Source organism: Pseudomonas monteilii NBRC 103158 = DSM 14164 (assembly GCF_000730605.1).
Taxonomy (GTDB): Bacteria; Pseudomonadota; Gammaproteobacteria; order Pseudomonadales; family Pseudomonadaceae; genus Aquipseudomonas; species Aquipseudomonas monteilii.
The window spans coordinates 113,442-131,944 of the sequence record NZ_BBIS01000003.1 but is presented as its reverse complement, the minus strand read 5'-3'; the positions used below and the strand labels follow the sequence as shown (position 1 = coordinate 131,944).

General features: G+C 63.3%; 15 protein-coding genes. 4 read left to right on the top strand and 11 right to left on the bottom strand.

Annotation, left to right across the window (positions count from 1 at the left end; genetic code table 11):
- Positions 1-24 precede the first annotated feature (24 nt).
- From PM2_RS01145 to pmbA, 3 genes are all read right to left on the bottom strand, one after another.
- A complete protein-coding gene (locus tag PM2_RS01145; protein WP_028698946.1) occupies positions 25-1,401 on the bottom strand; it encodes a class II fumarate hydratase in 1,377 nt (458 codons plus the stop codon).
- On the bottom strand, positions 1,394-1,795 hold the full coding sequence (locus PM2_RS01140; RefSeq protein WP_016713146.1) for a hypothetical protein: 402 nt from the start codon (positions 1,793-1,795) through the stop codon (positions 1,394-1,396). The genes PM2_RS01145 and PM2_RS01140 overlap by 8 nt, the downstream gene beginning before the upstream one ends.
- A gap of 127 nt (positions 1,796-1,922) precedes the next feature.
- Complete coding sequence (gene pmbA / locus PM2_RS01135) at positions 1,923-3,269, bottom strand: metalloprotease PmbA (protein ID WP_019099450.1); 1,347 nt, start codon at positions 3,267-3,269, stop codon at positions 1,923-1,925.
- 108 nt (positions 3,270-3,377) lie between these two features.
- Here pmbA and yjgA point away from each other — a divergent pair, with 108 nt between their 5' ends.
- Complete coding sequence (yjgA, locus tag PM2_RS01130; protein WP_016713148.1) at positions 3,378-3,899, top strand: ribosome biogenesis factor YjgA; 522 nt, start codon at positions 3,378-3,380, stop codon at positions 3,897-3,899.
- Between the two features lie 35 nt (positions 3,900-3,934).
- Here the strand turns inward: yjgA and tldD are convergent, their stop codons facing one another.
- From tldD to mreB, 8 genes are all read right to left on the bottom strand, one after another.
- Positions 3,935-5,374, bottom strand: coding sequence for a metalloprotease TldD (gene tldD, locus PM2_RS01125; protein WP_016713149.1), 1,440 nt, complete (start codon positions 5,372-5,374; stop codon positions 3,935-3,937).
- Between the two features lie 2 nt (positions 5,375-5,376).
- Entirely contained in the window at positions 5,377-6,228 is an 852-nt protein-coding gene (locus tag PM2_RS01120) for a carbon-nitrogen hydrolase family protein (RefSeq protein ID WP_016713150.1), read from the bottom strand.
- An 8-nt stretch (positions 6,229-6,236) separates the two neighbouring features.
- Positions 6,237-10,058, bottom strand: a complete 3,822-nt coding sequence (locus tag PM2_RS01115; RefSeq protein WP_033740271.1) for a YhdP family protein — start codon at positions 10,056-10,058, stop codon at positions 6,237-6,239.
- 82 nt (positions 10,059-10,140) lie between these two features.
- Entirely contained in the window at positions 10,141-11,598 is a 1,458-nt protein-coding gene (gene rng, locus PM2_RS01110; protein WP_016713152.1) for a ribonuclease G, read from the bottom strand.
- 54 nt (positions 11,599-11,652) lie between these two features.
- Entirely contained in the window at positions 11,653-12,264 is a 612-nt protein-coding gene (locus tag PM2_RS01105) for a Maf family protein (protein WP_016713153.1), read from the bottom strand.
- 33 nt (positions 12,265-12,297) lie between these two features.
- Positions 12,298-12,786, bottom strand: a complete 489-nt coding sequence (gene mreD, locus PM2_RS01100; RefSeq protein WP_016713154.1) for a rod shape-determining protein MreD — start codon at positions 12,784-12,786, stop codon at positions 12,298-12,300.
- Positions 12,786-13,790, bottom strand: coding sequence for a rod shape-determining protein MreC (gene mreC / locus PM2_RS01095; protein ID WP_028698944.1), 1,005 nt, complete (start codon positions 13,788-13,790; stop codon positions 12,786-12,788). The genes mreD and mreC overlap by 1 nt, the downstream gene beginning before the upstream one ends.
- A 226-nt stretch (positions 13,791-14,016) precedes the next feature.
- Positions 14,017-15,054, bottom strand: coding sequence for a rod shape-determining protein MreB (gene mreB / locus PM2_RS01090; RefSeq protein WP_003255163.1), 1,038 nt, complete (start codon positions 15,052-15,054; stop codon positions 14,017-14,019).
- Between the two features lie 205 nt (positions 15,055-15,259).
- Between mreB and gatC the strand changes: the two genes are divergently transcribed.
- The 3 genes from gatC to gatB are packed head-to-tail and all read left to right on the top strand — an operon-like array spanning position 15,260 to position 18,471.
- Complete coding sequence (gene gatC, locus PM2_RS01085) at positions 15,260-15,547, top strand: Asp-tRNA(Asn)/Glu-tRNA(Gln) amidotransferase subunit GatC (RefSeq protein ID WP_003255165.1); 288 nt, start codon at positions 15,260-15,262, stop codon at positions 15,545-15,547.
- A gap of 15 nt (positions 15,548-15,562) precedes the next feature.
- On the top strand, positions 15,563-17,014 hold the full coding sequence (gatA, locus tag PM2_RS01080) for an Asp-tRNA(Asn)/Glu-tRNA(Gln) amidotransferase subunit GatA (protein WP_016713157.1): 1,452 nt from the start codon (positions 15,563-15,565) through the stop codon (positions 17,012-17,014).
- A gap of 11 nt (positions 17,015-17,025) precedes the next feature.
- Positions 17,026-18,471: an Asp-tRNA(Asn)/Glu-tRNA(Gln) amidotransferase subunit GatB gene (gene gatB, locus PM2_RS01075; protein ID WP_016713158.1), complete on the top strand. Its 1,446-nt coding sequence runs from the start codon at positions 17,026-17,028 to the stop codon at positions 18,469-18,471.
- Positions 18,472-18,503: the final 32 nt, after the last annotated feature.

Genomic DNA, 18,503 nt, shown 5'->3' with positions numbered 1-18,503 from the left:
TGTCTCCTGAGCGGTGACGCAGTGTCAGATACCGCCAGCGGTGAGTTTTTCCGGGTCCAGCAGTGCTTCCAGCTGGTCGCGCGACAGGTCGGTGTGTTCCAGCGCCACGTCGATGATCGGGCGCCCCTGCTTGTAGGCGGTCTTGGCGATTTCGGCGGCCTTGAGGTAGCCGATAATCGGGTTCAGCGCAGTGACCAGAATCGGGTTGCGCGCCAGAGCTTCCTTGAGCTTGCCCTCGTTGACCTTGAACGTGGCGATGGCCTTGTCGGCCAGCAGACGGCTGACGTTGGCCATCAGCTCGATGCTTTCCAGCAGGTTGCGGGCGATCACCGGCAGCATCACGTTCAGCTCGAAGTTGCCGGACTGGCCAGCGACAGCGATGGTGGCGTCGTTGCCGATCACCTGGGCAGCAACCATGGCGGTGGCCTCAGGAATCACCGGGTTGACCTTGCCAGGCATGATCGAAGAGCCCGGTTGCAGGCCTTGCAGCTCGATTTCGCCCAGGCCGGCGAGCGGGCCGGAGTTCATCCAGCGCAGGTCGTTGGCGATCTTCATCAGCGCCACGGCAGTGGTCTTGAGCTGGCCAGACAGCGCCACGGCAGTGTCTTGCGAGCCGATCAGGGCGAACAGGTTCTGGCCCGGGGTGAACTCGACCTGGGTCAGGCCGCTGAGCTGGCGGGCGAAACCGGCCGCGAACTGTGGGTGGGCGTTGATGCCGGTACCCACGGCAGTGCCACCTTGGGCCAGCGCCTGCAAGCTCGGCAGGGTCGCTTCGATGTGCGCCTTGGCAGCGTTGATCTGCGCGGCCCAGCCATCCAGCACCTGGCTCATGCGCACCGGCATGGCGTCCATCAAGTGGGTACGGCCGGTTTTCACGTACTGATGCACCTGCACCGACTTGGTCTCGATCACCTGCACCAGGTGGCTCAGGGCCGGAAGCAGTTGTTCGTTCAGGGCCAGTGCAGCACTGACGTGAATGGTGGTCGGGATGATGTCGTTGCTGCTCTGGCCACAGTTGACGTGGTCGTTGGCGTTCACCGCATCACCCAGTACACGGCTGGCCAGGGTGGCGATCACCTCGTTGGCGTTCATGTTCGAGCTGGTGCCGGAGCCGGTCTGGAACACATCTACCGGGAAATGCTGGATGAAGTCCTCGGCCAGCAGTTGCTCGACCGCCTTGACGATGGCATTGCCCTGCGCGGCAGACAATTGCTCCAGCTCGACGTTGGCCTTGGCGGCAGCCGCCTTGGCCAGCAACAGCGCGCGAATGAACTGGGCCGGCATGCGCTGGCCGCTGACCGGGAAGTTGTCGACCGCGCGCTGGGTCTGGGCACCGTACAGGGCCTTGGCCGGCACCTGCAGTTCGCCCATGCTGTCACGCTCGATACGGGTATCACTCATCATCAAATCCTTGCATCAGTTCATCGGGGGAAATCGACGGCAGCAGGCGGCAATTGGCCAACTGCAGGGCGTAGGGCTGCCAGCGCTGGTTCTGTTCCTGGCGATCGAGATTGCGCAGGTCCAGCAAGGGGCGCCAGGCCTGGTCCAGGCACAGGCAGCGCCAATGCCAGGGCAGCATGCGGTCGCGGGCGGTATCCAGTAACAGGCGCAAGGAGGTCAGTGCCACCGTCCATGGCGAGGTTTCGGTGCAGCACACCAGATAGCGGCCCTCGGCCAGGTAATGCTCGATCAGGCGTGGCTCGTCGGGTTCGAGCGCACAGCGGATGCGCCGGCTGAGCCAGCGCCAGTTTTCCAGGTAGGGCAGTTCGCGGAGGACGGGTTTCATGAACATCATCGCCGGGTTACTGGATAATGATATTCATTATTAAGTGATAAACAGAATCACTTCAAGAAAAAGGTGATGAAACAAAAAACCCGGCGCAGGGCCGGGTCTTCTGAATTGCCAAGGTATCTGGAACGAATCAGCTACCCGCTACAGTCATTCGCTCAATCAGTACAGAACCCGTGTGAATGTTGCTACGGGTTTCGAGATCACTCCCGATCGCGACAATTTGCTGGAACATGTCCTTCATATTGCCGGCAATGGTCACTTCCTGCACCGCGTGCTGGATCTCGCCGTTCTCAACCCAGAAGCCTGCCGCACCACGGGAATAATCCCCGGTCACCATGTTCAGGCCATGCCCCATCAGCTCGGTGACCAGCAGGCCACGGCCCATGCGGCGGATCAGTGCTGCCTGGTCTTCGACACCATGGCTGACGTACAGGTTATGCACGCCACCGGCGTTGGCAGTACTTGGCAAGCCCAGCTTGCGCCCGGAATACGTGCCCAGCAGGTACGACACCAGCTCGCCTTTGTCGACGAACGGCTTGGCATAGGTGGCCAGGCCGTCACCATCGAATGCGGCGCTGCCCAGCGCTCGCGGAATGTGCGGGCGCTCGTCGAGGGTTAGCCAGGAGGGGAACAGGCGCTGGCCAATGGTCCCTTCAAGGAATGACGATTTGCGGTAAAGATTGCCGCCGGAAATGGCCGAGAGGAAGCTGCCGAACAGGCCGCCGGCCAGCTCGGCGGAAAACAGCACCGGCACCTCGCAAGTGGGCACCGGGCGCGCGCCCAGGCGGCTGGCGGCACGCTGGGCAGCGCGTACACCGATACTGCGCGGATCGGCGAGCAGGTTGCCTTGGCGGTTTACGTCATACCAATAGTCGCGCTGCATCTGGCCGTCGCCTTCGGCGATCATGACGCAGCTCAGGCTGTGCCGGGTCGAAGCGTAGCCCCCGATGAAGCCATGGCTGTTGCCATACACGCGGCAGCCCTGGTGGGTATTGAGGGTGGTGCCATCGGCATTGAGGATGCGCGGGTCGGCATCGAACGCCGCAGCCTCGCAGGCCAGGGCCATCTCGATGGCCTTCTCGGGCTCAATGTCCCAGTCGTGATAAAGGTCCAGGTCCGGGATGTCCCGGGCCATCAACGCGGCGTCCGCAAGGCCCGAGCATTCGTCCTCGGAAGTATGCTTGGCAATGGCCAACGCCGCAGCGACGGTTTCGCGGATCGCGTCCGGGCCACTGGCCGAAGTGCTGGCCGAACCTTTGCGCTGGCCAACGTAGAGGGTAATGCCAAAGCCCTGGTCGCGATTGAACTCAACGGTCTCGACCTCACGCTGGCGTACCGTGGTGGACAGGCCCTGCTCCAGCGACACGGCCACTTCGCAGGCACTGGCCCCTTGGCGGCGAGCCTCGGCGATGATTGCCTCGACCTGCTCCTGCAATGCTGGCAGGTCTTTCGGACCTACGCTCTGGACTGCACTCATGGTTCTCTCCACTCAAATTCTGCGTTCGGCGAGGGTCATTCTACGACCGGGCCGGACAAGCGGCCCCCGACTGGTTATCATGGCGGCGATTTCTAGCGGACTGCCACCATGGTTGATTCAAACGACGACGCCTTCGACGGCGAAAAAAGCAAAACCCAGATCAAGCGCGAACTGCATGCGCTGGTCGAACTTGGCGAGCGCCTGACCACGCTCAAGGCCGATACCCTGGCACGCCTGCCGTTGACCGACGAGCTGCGCAAAGCACTGGCTGAAGCCAGCAAGCACACCGCTCATGGCGCCCGTAAGCGCCACATGTCGTTCGTCGGCAAGCTGATGCGCGTACAGGACCTGGATGCCATCCACGCCTTGCTCGAACAGATGGACAGCTCGACTCGCCAGTACAACGAGCGATTCCACAACCTGGAGCGCTGGCGTGACCGGCTGATCGACGGTAACGACGAAGACCTCGAGCGTTTCGTCAACGAGTACCCCGAAACCGATCGCCAGCAAATGCGTTCGCTGGTGCGCCATGCTCAACACGAAAAGGCCCGGAACAAGCCACCTGCCGCTGCGCGCAAGGTGTTCAAGTACATCCGCGACCTCGACGAGTTGCAGCGCGGGTTGCGCTGACCCCTTGGGGGCCGCTTTGCGGCCCCCAAAAGCCATCACGCCCCGGTACCGCCCACGGTAATCGCATCCAGCTTCAAGGTAGGCTGCCCTACCCCCACCGGCACCGACTGCCCGTCCTTGCCGCATGTGCCCACTCCGCTGTCCAGCGCCAGGTCGTTACCGACCATCGACACCCGGCTCATCGCCTCAGGACCATTGCCGATCAGGGTTGCGCCTTTCACAGGTGCAGTAATCTTGCCGTCTTCGATCAGGTAGGCCTCACTGGTCGAGAACACGAACTTGCCGCTGGTGATGTCCACCTGGCCGCCGCCCAGATTGGCGCAGTAGATCCCTTTTTTCACCGATGCAATGATTTCTTGCGGATCGCTTTCGCCAGCCCGCATGTAGGTATTGGTCATGCGTGGCATCGGCAGGTGTGCGTAGGATTCGCGGCGCCCGTTACCGGTCACCGCCATGCCCATCAGGCGTGCGTTCAGCTTGTCCTGCATGTAGCCCTTGAGCACCCCGTTCTCGATCAACGTGGTGCACTCGGTCGGGGTACCTTCGTCATCGACGCTCAGCGAACCACGGCGGCCCTCAAGCGTGCCATCGTCAACGATGGTGCACAGGCTCGATGCCACTTTCTCGCCGATACGGCCGCTGAAAGCCGAACTGCCCTTGCGGTTGAAGTCACCTTCCAGGCCATGGCCGACAGCCTCGTGCAACAGCACACCCGACCACCCCGAACCCAACACCACCGGCAAGGTACCGGCCGGAGCCGGAATCGCTTCCAGGTTCACCAGGGCCTGACGCAGCGCTTCACGGGCATAGCCCATCACGCGCTCTTCAGTGAAGAAGCGGTAGTCGGTACGCCCACCACCACCCTGCCCGCCGCGTTCGCGCCGGCCGTTCTGCTCGACGATGACGCTGACGTTGAAGCGCACCAGCGGACGCACGTCGGCAGCCAGGCTGCCATCGGCCGCCGCAATCAGGATACGCTCCCAAACCCCGGCCATGCTCACACTGACCTGCTGAATTCGCGGGTCCAGGGCACGGGTGGCGGCGTCGACACGCTTGAGCAGTTCGACCTTTTCCGCACGGCTCAGTACATCCAGCGGGTTGTCTGCCGCATACAGGGCTGTGACGTCCTGGCTGCGGAAGGCCTGCACCGTTCCGTTTTGACCGGCACGGGAAATGGAACGGGCGGCGCGCGCCGCCGAGGTCAGCGCCTCGAGGTTGATTGCATTGCTGTAGGCGAACCCGGTCTTTTCACCGGACTGGGCACGCACGCCCACGCCCTGGTCGAGGTTGAAACTGCCCTCTTTGACGATGCCATCTTCCAGCGCCCAGGTTTCCGAGATCTGGCCCTGGAAATACAGGTCGGCGGCGTCGATGCCGGGGCCAGCCAACTCACCCAGCACGCTCTGCAGGCTGTCCAGGGTCAAGCCGCCTGGGGCCAGGAGCTGCTCACTGACGGTGGATAACATCTGGCTCATAGTCACTCCGCGGTGTGCGCAGGCCGCAACGCGCCCTGCGAGAAAAAGCGCCGGTGCGATACCACCGGCATGCGCGCCCGAATGGACGCTTGTTCTTCAATGTCGCGCTCGGCAAGCAGTACCGCTTCGCCTTGCGCCTGTTCTGCAACGATGCGCCCCCAAGGGTCGACAATCGCCGCATGCCCATGGGTTTCCCGTGGGCCTGGGTGGGTGCCTCCCTGCGCCGCAGCCAGCAGGTAGCACTGGGTCTCGATGGCTCGGGCGCGTACCAGTACCTCCCAATGGGCCGCGCCTGTCACTGCCGTAAAGGCAGCCGGCGCAGTGATCAGCTCCGCGCCGGCAGCACGCAGTGCGCTGTACAGCTCGGGGAAGCGCAAGTCGTAGCACACGCTCAACCCCAGCCGCCCGACCGGCGTATCAGCCACCACCACCTGAGCACCATGGGCGTAGTCGTCCGACTCACGGTAACGGCCACGGTTGTCGGCAACATCCACGTCAAACAGGTGCAGCTTGTCATAACGTGCCGCGACCTCGCCGTGTTCATCGATCAACAGCGAGCAGGCATGGGCCTTGGCCTCGGGCTGGCCGACCGGTGGCAAGGGCAAGGTACCGGCAACAATCCATAACTTGAGGTCACGGGCGGTGCGTTTCAACCATGGCAGGATCGGCCCTTCACCCAACGCTTCGGCACGGCCGATGGCAGCGGCATCCTTACGGCCCATGGCAGCGAAATTTTCTGGCAGCACGGCCAGCCGTGCGCCGCCCATCGCGGCCTGCTCCAACAGGGCACCGGCACGTTGCAGGTTGTCCAGCACATCGTCCTGGCTGACCATCTGGATTACCGCTGCCTTCATGGGCACTCCTAGCGGGATTTCTCGAAAGGTTTCACAAAGGTGATTCTAGGCTCTTTAACCGGTCCTTCGACACGGTAGTGCACACTGGCAAAGCGCGAAACACGGTCACCGATCAACCGATCGACCAGGAACAAGGCGCCACCTACAGCCGGCGCGCCGACAATCAGTGCCGCCAGCGGCAGGTTGTTGGTCACCGGCAGGCTGACCTGCAGATTGGCATCAATCCGGTCGCGCACCATGTCCAGGGTCCCATCCAGCTCGAAATTGCTCGACGGGCCGGTCACGCTGATGGGCTCGCGGGTCACATACACCCCGTCACTGGCCACCAGCAGGCCCTTGACCCGGTCATAGGCCAGGCCTTTCTCGAACAGGTCGGAGAAGTCCAGACGCAGGCGTCGGCCAATGGAGTTGAAGTTGAGCAGGCCGAATACCCGCAACGCCTGGGCGCTGCCTTCAACCTCGACGAACTGGCCGGTACGCAGTGCCGCGTCCATGCTGCCCGAGAAGCGCTCCAGCCCGACCGCAGCCGGCGAACCCGGCCAGCGGCCATCCACATCCAGGCGGAAATCGCGGCTGGTCACGGTCGGGGCAAAGCCCCAGGCCTTGAGTACATCGGCCAGGTTCTTACCGTCCAGGCGCCCTTTGTACCAGCTGCTGGTCTTACCCGTTTCGCCTTCCCAGCCACCGCCGCCGTCGATACGCAGGCCTTTGAAGTCGAGGTCGATATCACGGGCGCTAACACCACGCGCGGTGGGTCGCAACTTGATCGAGGCACTGCCGAACAAGTCGTCGCCGCGGTACAGCTTGTCGATGCTCAGGTCCAGCGCCGGGACCTTGCGCGGGTCGAACGAGGCCAGCGGATCGGGGCCATCCTCAGCTTGCGCCTGGGCAGGGTCGGCCGCCGGCAAACGCAAGGTTTGCATGCGCACCACCATGGGCGATCCTTTGGCATCCGGCACGCGTGCGTTACCTATCACTTCCTTGCTGTCAAGGCGCAGGTCCCAAGCCTGACCGCCTCGTGCCAGCCTCACCACTGCCTGATTCAGGTCCATGCCAAAGGCTTTCAACTGGCCAATGCTCAGGTCTACGCTTTGCAGGTTTTGCCGCGCGCTGCCACCGGGGTCGTCGCCCGCCAGGCGCGCTGCCTGCTCTTGCCAAGGTGCCAGGTCCAAAGCCTCCAGGCGGCCACGTATCCGCAGGCCTTGACCGGCCGGCACTTGAGCGTTACCGGCGCCCAGCAACAACTCACCGCGCCCCTGGGCCAGTGCGTCGGCCGGCGCGGCATAAGCAAAGCGGGCAAGGTCGGTGTAGGCGGCATCGAAGCGACGCTCCGCCCCCTGCAGGTTCATGCTGAAACGGCTGTCGCGGGTATCCGCCACCGCTTTGCCGAACGGTGCCGGCAGGTCGATTGCCAGGCCCTTGAGGTTGGAAGTGACGCTCAGGCTGTTTTCCCGGCTACCCAGGTTGACCTGTAGCTGGTAAGGCAAGTCGCCGGAGGCCGGTAGGGCCTGCTTGAACTGCAGCCATTCGGTCAACGCCTTGAGCGACACCTGGCCATTGGCATTAATGCGGGTCTGCATCTGGCCGGCCTGGCCTTCAGCAGTGATTTGCGCCGTTACCGGCTTGCCGAAGGCTTGCAGGCTGATGCCCTTGCCGCTCAGGCCTTTGTCGAAATCAAAGCTGAAATCACCCTTCAGGCGGTTCAACTCCAGGCTCGGCGGGGCGACTTTCAGCCGCGCATCGTTGGTGGCGAAGTCCACCTGTACTTTCGGTCGCGGCCCATGGGCCAAGGGGATATCGAGCTTGACCTTGCCCTTCAGCGGCCCTTCACCCTCCCAGCCGGCGAAAATCTCACCGGTACCGATTGGCGCTTCCTTGAGAATTTTCAGCCCATCGCCCAGGGTGCCGTCGAAGTCTCCATCCAGGTACAGGTGGCTGTGCTGATCACCGTCGACATGCGGGATATCGACCGTCACATCGCTGACCTTGGTGTCGAGCAACACGCCGCGTTGGGCCTTGATGCGCACACCGCTGTCCTCGATGAACACATCGCCATCCACGTGCTGCACCTGCGGCCAGCCAGGCTGGAAGTCCAGGGCGGCATCGCGCACCTTGAAGAACAGGCTGATACTGCGTGCTTCGGGAGCCGCGCCATGATTCAGCGAGCCCTGGTACTGGAAGTAGCCTTCATCCACCGTGCCCTTGACGATCGCGCTGCGCAACCACTCGTCGAGGGCCGGGCTGAGCACCTCGGGCAAGTACTTGGCGGTATAGCGGCCATCGCCTTCGGTCAGGCCGACGCGCAGGTCCATGTAGTCCTCGCGGCCTTCCTCGAACAACAGGCGAATCAGGAAATCACCGGCGATCTTGCCCTCTTCGCCCAGCACCTTGAGGTACGGCGCAATCAGGGTGAAACCGTCTTTGTCCAAGGCCCAGGTCAGGCGTGCATTGGCCTTCTGGTAGTGCCAGGGCTTGGCGAAGATCGGGTACAGATGCAGCATGAACGCCTCCGTATCCAACCGCAGCTCACCATGGCCCAGGTCACCGCTGATGCTGCCGCTGACGTTACCGGCAGCCGGGGCATTGTGATAGGCATCGAAACCGACCTTTTCCAGGTTGGCCTCGAACTGCAGGCGTTTGTCGCCCTCGGCTTTCGGCCGGGCCTCCAACCGCACATTGCGCAGCGCGCCGGTTACTTTCAGGCCATCGACCACGGCCATGACCTTCTCAGGCAACGGCGCCAAAGCATCGATCAACGGGGTCAAGGGCGTGAGATCGAGCCGGTCGGCCTGCACCCGCCAGTTTTCATCGGCTGCGTTCTCGCCCGGGCGCTGCTGCAACTGCAAGTGCGACTCCCAGCGGGCCTTGCCGATGTCCATGGCCAGGGAGTCGACCACCACATCGAAGCCTTGATCCCGGCGCTGGAACCAGGCGCCCAGGGCCAGGTTGCTCAGCGTGGCAGCCTTGCGGCCGGTATAGGCACCCCGCAGTTCAGGCGCGTTAAGCCGCACCACAGCCTGCTGCAACTGCCCTTTGCGCCAATCGACCCAGAACTCGCCACCCGCTCGCAACGCTTCAGCTTGCCACTCACCGAGCAGGCGTGGTGGCAACCAGCGCGCCCAGTCACTTTGCGGTAGGCTCAGGTAGGCCTCCACCTGGCCATCACGCCAGGCCTTGGCTGACACACGGCTTTGCAGGTTCAGCGACAGAGGCTGGCCATCCGGCAAGGTGGCGCGCAACTCCAGCACTTGCCGTGAAGCACCCGCCTGCAGGCCGGCGCTGACATAGGTGAGGGTGAGCGGGTCACGCTGCCAGGGGTGCAAGGTGACCAGGCTGTCGAACACATCGACGCGGCCCAATTGACGCAGGCGCTGCAGCAGGTCGGCGGGGTCGAGTGGTGCGTCGTCTTTTTTCGGCAGGCCTTCGAGGTTCCAGGCGCCCTGCTCGTTCTCGCGCAAGATCAGTTGCAGGCCGCCCAGCTGAATGCGCGCCAGGCGCACTTCACGGGCGGTAAGGCTGGCCCAGACATCAGGCACCACCTTCACGTCATCCAGGCGCAACGCCGTAGCGCCTTCGCCCAGTTGCAGGTCGCGCACCCGCAGCACCGGAGCCAGCCCGCTCCACCGGCCCTCAAGGGCACCGACATGCACCGGCAGGCCCAGCGCCTGCTCGGCCTTGCTTTCCACATCGGCGCGGTACTCGGCCACCAGCGGCACCAGTTCGCGACCGAGGCTGACATACAGCGCCACCAACACCGCCAACAGGGCGCATAAGCCCAGCCCCCAGCGGGTCAAGGCGACAAGAACGCGGGTCAGACGTCCCATGGCCATGGCCCTCCAAGTCGTTTATCCATGATGGCTGGTAGCGGCAGTTTTGCCAGCCCGACCATCCTGCGGCGTGTTCTGGAAAGCCTCAGAGCAGCACCACGTCGTATTGTTCCTGCGAATACATCGACTCGACCTGGAAGCGAATGGTTCGACCGATGAAAGCCTCCAGCTCAGCGACGTTGCCAGACTCTTCATCCAGCAGGCGGTCGACCACCTTCTGGTTGGCCAGTACACGGTAGCCCTCAGCCTGATAGGCCCGAGCCTCACGCAGGATCTCACGGAAGATCTCGTAACAAATGGTCTCGGGGGTTTTCAGTTTGCCGCGCCCCTGGCAGGCCAGGCAGGGCTCACACAGCACCTGCTCCAGGCTTTCACGGGTGCGCTTGCGGGTCATCTGCACCAGGCCCAGCTCGGTAATACCGATGATGTTGGTCTTGGCGTGATCGCGCTCCAGCTGTTTTTCCAGGGTGCGCAGCACCTGGCGCTGGTGCTCTTCATCTTCCATGTCGATGAAGTCGATGATGATGATGCCGCCGATATTGCGCAGACGCAGTTGCCGGGCGATGGCGGTGGCGGCTTCCAGGTTGGTCTTGAAGATGGTCTCTTCCAGGTTGCGATGGCCGACGAACGCGCCGGTGTTCACATCGATGGTGGTCATCGCTTCGGCCGGGTCGACCACCAGATAGCCACCCGACTTGAGCGGCACCTTGCGCTCCAGCGCACGCTGGATCTCGTCTTCAACGCCGTACAGGTCGAAGATTGGGCGCTCGCCCGGGTAGTGCTCGAGGCGGTCGGCGATTTCCGGCATCAGTTCGCCAACGAACTGCGTGGTTTTCTGGAAGGTTTCCCGCGAGTCGATACGGATCTTCTCGATCTTCGGGTTGACCAGGTCGCGCAGCGTGCGCAGGGCCAGGCCCAGGTCTTCGTAGATGACCGTGGGCGCGCCGCAGGTCTTGATCTGGGTGCCAATCTGCTCCCACAGGCGACGCAGGTAGCGGATATCCTGCAGGATTTCTTCAGCACGTGCGCCTTCGGCGGCGGTGCGCAGGATAAAGCCACCGGCATCCTTGATGTTTTCACTTTCCATGCAGCCGCTGACCACCTGCTTGAGGCGATCACGCTCGGCTTCGTCTTCAATCTTCAGCGATATGCCAACATGGCTGCTGCGGGGCATGTACACCAGGTAGCGCGAAGGGATCGACAACTGGGTGGTCAGGCGCGCGCCCTTGGTGCCGATCGGGTCCTTGGTCACCTGCACCACCAAGGCCTGGCCTTCATGGACCAGGGCGGTGATGTTCTCTACCGCCGAGCCTTCGCGCTGGGAAATTTCCGAGGCATGGATGAACGCTGCGCGCTCCAGGCCAATGTCGACGAAGGCCGCCTGCATGCCTGGCAGCACGCGCACCACCTTGCCCTTGTAGATATTGCCAACAATGCCACGGCGCTGGGTGCGCTCGACGTGCACCTCCTGCAGTACCCCGTTTTCCACCACCGCCACACGTGACTCCATCGGGGTGATGTTGATCAGGATCTCTTCACTCATGGCCGGCTCTCGTCAAAGGTCTTTTGTAATGATGGATGGCGTATGCATTGCTGGCTACTGCAGGTTTGTTACCTCTGGCGTATGCGCCGGCGATTGCCAGCAGGCAACGCCGAACTGGCCAAGCAAATCGGCCGTTTCGCTGAGGGGCAGGCCGACCACCGCCGAGTAGCTGCCGGACAGGCCAGTGACGAACACCGCGCCCAGGCCCTGGATGGCGTAGCCACCCGCCTTGTCCGCCGGTTCGCCGCTGGCCCAGTAGCGCTGCGCTTCATCGTCGCTGATCGCACGGAAGCGCACATGGCTGGTGACGCTCAAGCTTTGAACACGCTGGCCATCGGTGAGGGCGACGGCGGTCAGTACCTGATGCTCGCGGCCTGACAGGTCGGCCAGCATGGCCAAGGCATCTTCGCGGCTTTCCGGCTTGCCGAGAATACGACCATCGAGCACCACGGCGGTGTCTGCGCCCAGCACGACAGCCGGGCCCTCGACACTGGCCAGGCCGGCGGCAGCCTTGGCCCGGGCCAGGCGTTCGACGTAGGCCTGGGCGCTTTCGTCGGGCAGCGGGGTTTCATCGATGGGAGCACTGACAACGCTGAACGGCACGCCGATCTGGGTCAGCAGTTCACGACGACGGGGCGAGCCGGAGGCCAGGTATAGCGGGTTCATGCAGACATCTCCCTGTCAGTGTCGACGTCGCCGTCAGTTGATATGCAAGCGTCGGCGCAGGTCGCGCAGGGCAAAGCTGATCCACGGCCAGAGCAAGGCACTGATGACCGCCGACCAGACCAGCGCCAAGGTAGGCAGGCGATTGCCGGTCAGTGCGCTGAGCCACAGCTGGATCAATTGGGCGATGCCGAAGATCACCAGGATGACCAGGCTCTGCTGCCACATGGGGAACATGCGCAAGCGCTGTTGCAGCGACAGCACCAGGAAGGTGATGAGGGTCAGGATAAGTGCGTTCTGCCCCAGCAGGGTTCCATACAGCACGTCCTCGGCCAGGCCCAGCACGAACGCGGTGGTCATGCCGACCTTGTTCGGCACGGCCAGGGTCCAGAACGACACCAGCAAGGCCAGCCACATGGGCCGGAACACTTCCATGAACTGCGGCATGGGCGAGACGCTGAGCAGCAGGCCAATAGCAAAAGTCAGCCAGATGACCCAGCCGTTGTTGCGGCGCGATGCAGGCATCATTGCCTCCGGGTGTGAGCGGGTGCGGCAGGCGCGGCAGCCGGCGTGGCAGGGGCAGCCGCCGGAGCTGCTGGCTGAGCGGCCGGCGCGGCGGGGGCGGCCGTCGTGGCCGGTACAACGGGCGCAGTGCTGGTTGGCACGCCCTGCTCGCCCGGGCTTACCGGCTGGCCAGGGGCCGAGGCGCCCTTGCGGTCAGCTTCTTCCTGGGCGATAGCTGCATCGGTAGCACGCTGTTCAGGGGTACGCCGGTCACTGAACACCAGCAGCATGTAGCGGCTGCGATTGAGCGCGGCGGTGGGGATGGCGCGCACGATGGCGAACGGCTGGCCGGAATCGTGAATCACTTCGTTGACCGTGGCCACCGGATAACCTGCCGGGAAGCGCTGACCCATGCCGGAGCTGACCAGCAGGTCGCCTTCCTTGATGTCGGCGGTATCGGCCACATGGCGCAGTTCCAGGCGCTCTGGGTTGCCCGTGCCGCTGGCAATGGCGCGCAGGCCGTTGCGGTTGACCTGCACCGGAATGCTGTGGGTAGTGTCGGTCAGCAGCAGCACCCGCGAGGTGTAGGGCATCAGTTCGACCACCTGGCCCATCAGGCCCCGGGCATCAAGCACCGGCTGGCCAAGGAACACGCCGTCACGCTCGCCCTTGTTGATCAGGATGCGGTGGGTGAACGGGTTGGGGTCGACACCGATCAGCTCGGCCACTTCGACCTTTTCGTTGACCAGCGCCGAAGAGTTCAGCAACTCGCGCAGGCGCACGTTCTGCTCGGTCAGGGCCGCCAGCTTTTGCAGGCGCCCCTGCAGCAGCAGGGCCTCGGTCTTGAGCTTTTCGTTTTCGGCGATCAGTTCGTTGCGGCTGCCGAACTGGCCGGCCACACCTTGCCACGCACGCTGCGGCAGGTCGGTGATCCAGTACGACTCCATCAGTACCACGCCCATCTGGCTGCGCACAGGTTTGAGCACGTCAAAGCGCGCGTCGACAACCATCAACGCGACCGACATCACCACCAGAACGAGCAGGCGAACGCCCAGCGAAGGGCCCTTGGAGAAAAGCGGTTTAATGGGCCGTTCCTCGTGGACGACTCAGGAGGTCATTGGACATGGGACAACGCACCAGCCTGGTTGCGGGTTGACGGATACGGCGCCCTGAATGGGCGCCAGCCCAGCACATACAGGTAGCACTGTGAGTACTACCTGTAAACCGGGCGCTCGCGAACAGCAAGTGGGATCACTCGCTGGAGAGCAGGTCCATCGCGTGCTTGTCCATCATCTCCAGAGCGCGACCGCCACCACGGGCGACACAGGTCAGCGGGTCTTCGGCGACGATCACCGGCAGGCCGGTTTCCTGGGCCAGCAGCTTGTCGAGGTCACGCAGCAGCGCGCCACCACCGGTCAGCACCAGGCCACGTTCGGCGATATCCGAAGCCAGCTCGGGCGGCGACTGCTCCAGGGCGCTCTTGACCGCCTGGACGATGGTCGCCAGCGATTCCTGCAGCGCTTCGAGCACTTCGTTGGAGTTCAGGGTGAAGGCACGCGGTACGCCCTCGGCCAGATTACGGCCGCGCACGTCGACTTCGCGCACTTCGCCGCCCGGGTAGGCGGTACCGATTTCCTGCTTGATGCGCTCGGCGGTGGACTCACCGATCAGGCTGCCGTAGTTGCGGCGCACGTAGGTGACGATGGCTTCGTCGAAGCGGTCGCCGCCAACGCGGACGGATTCGGCATAAACCACGCCGTTCAGCGAGATGAGGGCGATTTCAGTGGTACCACCACCGATATCGACGACCATCGAGCCGCGGGCTTCTTCAACCGGCAGGCCGGCACCGATGGCGGCAGCCATGGGTTCTTCGATCAGGAACACTTCACGGGCACCGGCACCCAGGGCCGACTCGCGAATGGCGCGGCGCTCTACCTGGGTCGACTTGCACGGCACGCAGATCAGCACACGCGGGCTTGGCTGCAGGAAGCTGTTCTCGTGAACCTTGTTGATAAAATATTGCAACATTTTTTCGCACACGCTGAAGTCGGCGATGACGCCGTCCTTCATCGGACGAATGGCAGCAATGTTGCCAGGCGTACGGCCCAGCATGCGTTTGGCTTCGGTACCGACGGCGACAACGCTTTTCTGGTTGCCATGGGTACGGATGGCAACAACCGAGGGCTCATTCAGGACGATACCGCGCTCACGCACGTAAATAAGGGTGTTGGCAGTACCCAGGTCGATGGAAAGATCGCTGGAAAACATGCCACGCAGTTTCTTGAACATGGGAAAGTGACCCTGGGGAAAGCGTGGGTAAAAAAGTGCGGCAAACTCTAACAATGGCAGGGATTTTGGGCAAGGAGCCAATATGTTAAATTGGCTGTTTTTCCGAGCACGCCAGCAGAAATTCGCGGCCGTTAGACCGTCAGAAAGCTGACATGTTCCTCACTGCGGACCCAAATTCCGTTCTTTGTTTCCCCTGGAGATCCCCATGGCGCTTGAACGCTGCGACGTGGAAAAGATCGCCCATCTGGCCCGCCTGGGCCTGAATGATGGCGAACTGCCACGCATTACTGACGCCCTGAACAGCATTCTCGGGCTGGTCGACCAGATGCAAGCGGTCGATACCACTGGCATCGAACCCCTGGCCCACCCCCTGGAGGCCAGCCAGCGCCTGCGCCCCGACCAGGTCACCGAAAGCAACCAGCGTGATGCCTACCAAGCAATCGCGCCATCGACCGAAAGCGGTCTGTACCTGGTTCCCAAAGTCATCGAGTAAGGGATAGAGCCTGCCATGCATCAATTGACCCTGGCCGAGATCGCCCGCGGACTCGCCGACAAGTCGTTTTCTTCCGAAGAGCTGACCGGCGCCCTGCTGGCGCGCATCAAGCAGCTCGACCCGCAAATCAACAGTTTCATCAGCGTCACCGAAGACCTGGCCCTGGGCCAGGCGCGGGCCGCCGACGCCCGTCGCGCCGCTGGCGAAACCGGCGCGCTGCTGGGTGCCCCCATCGCCCACAAGGACCTGTTCTGCACCAACGGCGTACGCACCAGCTGCGGCTCGAAGATGCTCGACAACTTCAAGGCGCCGTATGACGCTACCGTGGTCGCCAAGCTGGCCGAAGCCGGCATGGTCACCCTGGGCAAGACCAACATGGACGAGTTCGCCATGGGTTCGGCCAACGAATCCAGCCACTACGGCGCGGTGAAGAACCCGTGGAATCTTGAACACGTTCCGGGCGGTTCGTCGGGTGGTTCGGCCGCTGCCGTGGCTGCACGCCTGCTGCCGGCCACCACCGGCACCGACACCGGCGGCTCGATCCGCCAGCCGGCAGCACTGACCAACCTCACCGGTCTCAAACCGACGTACGGTCGTGTTTCGCGCTGGGGCATGATCGCCTACGCCTCCAGCCTCGACCAGGGTGGCCCGCTGGCCCGCACTGCCGAGGACTGCGCCCTGCTGCTGCAAGGCATGGCCGGTTTCGACGCCAAGGACTCCACCAGCATCGAAGAGCCGGTGCCGGACTACAGCGCCAACCTCAACGCCTCGCTGCAGGGCCTGCGCATCGGCCTGCCGAAGGAATACTTCGGCGCCGGCCTCGACCCACGCATCGCCGACCTGGTCCAGGCCAGCGTCAAGGAGCTGGAAAAGCTCGGCGCCGTGGTCAAGGAAATCAGCCTGCCGAACATGCAGCACGCCATCCCGGCCTACTACGTGATCGCTCCGGCTGAAGCCTCCTCTAACCTGTCGCGCTTCGACGGCGTGCGCTTCGGCTACCGCTGCGAAGCACCGAAGGACCTCACCGACCTGTACAAGCGCTCCCGTGGCGAAGGCTTCGGCGTTGAAGTACAGCGCCGTATCATGGTTGGTACCTACGCCCTGTCGGCCGGCTACTACGACGCCTACTACGTGAAGGCGCAGCAAATCCGCCGCCTGATCAAGAACGACTTCATGGCCGCCTTCAACGACGTCGACCTGATCCTCGGCCCGACCACGCCAAACCCGGCCTGGAAGCTTGGCGCCAAGAGCAGCGACCCGGTCGCCGCCTACCTGGAAGACGTCTACACCATCACCGCCAACCTGGCGGGCCTGCCGGGCCTGTCGATGCCGGCCGGCTTCGTCGACGGCCTGCCGGTCGGCGTGCAGTTGCTGGCGCCGTACTTCCAGGAAGGTCGCCTGCTCAACGTCGCGCACCGCTACCAGCAAGTGACCGACTGGCACACCCGCGCCCCCAAAGGCTTCTGAGGAATTCACACATGCAATGGGAAGTTGTGATCGGGCTGGAAATCCACACTCAGCTCGCCACCCAGTCGAAGATCTTCTCCGGCAGCGCCACCACCTTCGGCTCCGAGCCGAACACCCAGGCCAGCCTGGTTGACTTAGGGATGCCTGGCGTACTGCCGGTGCTGAACCAGGAAGCCGTGCGCATGGCGTGCATGTTCGGCCTGGCCATCGATGCCGAAATCGGCAAGCGCAACGTGTTCGCGCGCAAGAACTACTTTTACCCAGACCTGCCCAAGGGTTACCAGATCAGCCAGATGGACCTGCCGATCGTCGGCAAGGGCCACCTGGACATCGCCCTGGAGGACGGCACCATCAAGCGCATCGGGGTCACCCGCGCGCACCTTGAAGAAGACGCCGGCAAGAGCCTGCACGAAGACTTCAGCGGCTCCACCGGCATTGACCTGAACCGCGCCGGCACACCGCTGCTGGAAATCGTCTCCGAGCCGGACATGCGCAGCGCCAAGGAAGCCGTGGCCTACGTCAAGGCTATCCACGCACTGGTGCGCTACCTGGGCATCTGCGACGGCAACATGGCCGAAGGCTCGCTGCGTTGCGACTGCAACGTGTCGATCCGCCCGAAAGGCCAGGCCGAATTCGGCACCCGCTGCGAGATCAAGAACGTCAACTCGTTCCGCTTCATCGAGCGCGCGATCAACAGCGAAATCCAGCGCCAGATCGACCTGATCGAAGACGGCGGTAAGGTGGTGCAGGAAACCCGCCTGTACGACCCGAACAAGGACGAAACCCGCTCCATGCGCAGCAAGGAGGAAGCCAACGACTACCGTTACTTCCCCGACCCGGACCTGCTGCCGGTGGTCATCGAGGACAGCTTCCTCGAAACCGTCCGCGCCGGCCTGCCGGAACTGCCACCGCAGAAGGTCGAGCGCTTCCAGAGCCAGTACGGCCTGTCGGCCTACGACGCCAACGTGCTGGCGTCCAGCCGCGAACAGGCTGACTACTTCGAAGAAGTGGTCAAGATCGGTGGCGATGCCAAGCTGGCCGCCAACTGGGTCATGGTCGAACTGGGCAGCCTGCTGAACAAGCTGGGTGTCGAAATCGACCAGGCGCCCGTCAGCGCTGCACAACTGGGTGGCATGCTGCTGCGCATCCGCGACAACACCATCAGCGGCAAAATTGCCAAGACCGTGTTCGAGGCCATGGCCGCCGGTGAAGGCGATGCCGACAGCATCATCGAGAGCAAAGGCCTGAAGCAGGTCACCGACACCGGTGCGATCGACAAGATGCTCGACGAGATGCTGGCAGCCAATGCCGAGCAGGTTGAACAGTACCGCGCGGCCGATGAAGCCAAGCGAGGCAAGATGTTCGGCTTCTTTGTCGGCCAGGCGATGAAGGCATCGAAGGGCAAGGCTAACCCTGGGCAAGTGAACCAATTGCTCAAGGCCAAGCTCGAAGGCTGACCTGATTATCGGCGAGGGCTTCGCCCTCGTTC

What these genes read in the sequence shown, in the direction of transcription:
- PM2_RS01145 (WP_028698946.1), bottom strand. Translation starts at nt 1,401, where the DNA reads ATGAGTGATACCCGTATCGAGCGTGACAGCATGGGCGAACTGCAGGTG.
- PM2_RS01140 (WP_016713146.1), bottom strand. Translation starts at nt 1,795, where the DNA reads ATGATGTTCATGAAACCCGTCCTCCGCGAACTGCCCTACCTGGAAAAC.
- pmbA (WP_019099450.1), bottom strand. Translation starts at nt 3,269, where the DNA reads ATGAGTGCAGTCCAGAGCGTAGGTCCGAAAGACCTGCCAGCATTGCAG.
- yjgA (WP_016713148.1), top strand. Translation starts at nt 3,378, where the DNA reads ATGGTTGATTCAAACGACGACGCCTTCGACGGCGAAAAAAGCAAAACC.
- tldD (WP_016713149.1), bottom strand. Translation starts at nt 5,374, where the DNA reads ATGAGCCAGATGTTATCCACCGTCAGTGAGCAGCTCCTGGCCCCAGGC.
- PM2_RS01120 (WP_016713150.1), bottom strand. Translation starts at nt 6,228, where the DNA reads ATGAAGGCAGCGGTAATCCAGATGGTCAGCCAGGACGATGTGCTGGAC.
- PM2_RS01115 (WP_033740271.1), bottom strand. Translation starts at nt 10,058, where the DNA reads ATGGCCATGGGACGTCTGACCCGCGTTCTTGTCGCCTTGACCCGCTGG.
- rng (WP_016713152.1), bottom strand. Translation starts at nt 11,598, where the DNA reads ATGAGTGAAGAGATCCTGATCAACATCACCCCGATGGAGTCACGTGTG.
- PM2_RS01105 (WP_016713153.1), bottom strand. Translation starts at nt 12,264, where the DNA reads ATGAACCCGCTATACCTGGCCTCCGGCTCGCCCCGTCGTCGTGAACTG.
- mreD (WP_016713154.1), bottom strand. Translation starts at nt 12,786, where the DNA reads ATGCCTGCATCGCGCCGCAACAACGGCTGGGTCATCTGGCTGACTTTT.
- mreC (WP_028698944.1), bottom strand. Translation starts at nt 13,790, where the DNA reads ATGTCGGTCGCGTTGATGGTTGTCGACGCGCGCTTTGACGTGCTCAAA.
- mreB (WP_003255163.1), bottom strand. Translation starts at nt 15,054, where the DNA reads ATGTTCAAGAAACTGCGTGGCATGTTTTCCAGCGATCTTTCCATCGAC.
- gatC (WP_003255165.1), top strand. Translation starts at nt 15,260, where the DNA reads ATGGCGCTTGAACGCTGCGACGTGGAAAAGATCGCCCATCTGGCCCGC.
- gatA (WP_016713157.1), top strand. Translation starts at nt 15,563, where the DNA reads ATGCATCAATTGACCCTGGCCGAGATCGCCCGCGGACTCGCCGACAAG.
- gatB (WP_016713158.1), top strand. Translation starts at nt 17,026, where the DNA reads ATGCAATGGGAAGTTGTGATCGGGCTGGAAATCCACACTCAGCTCGCC.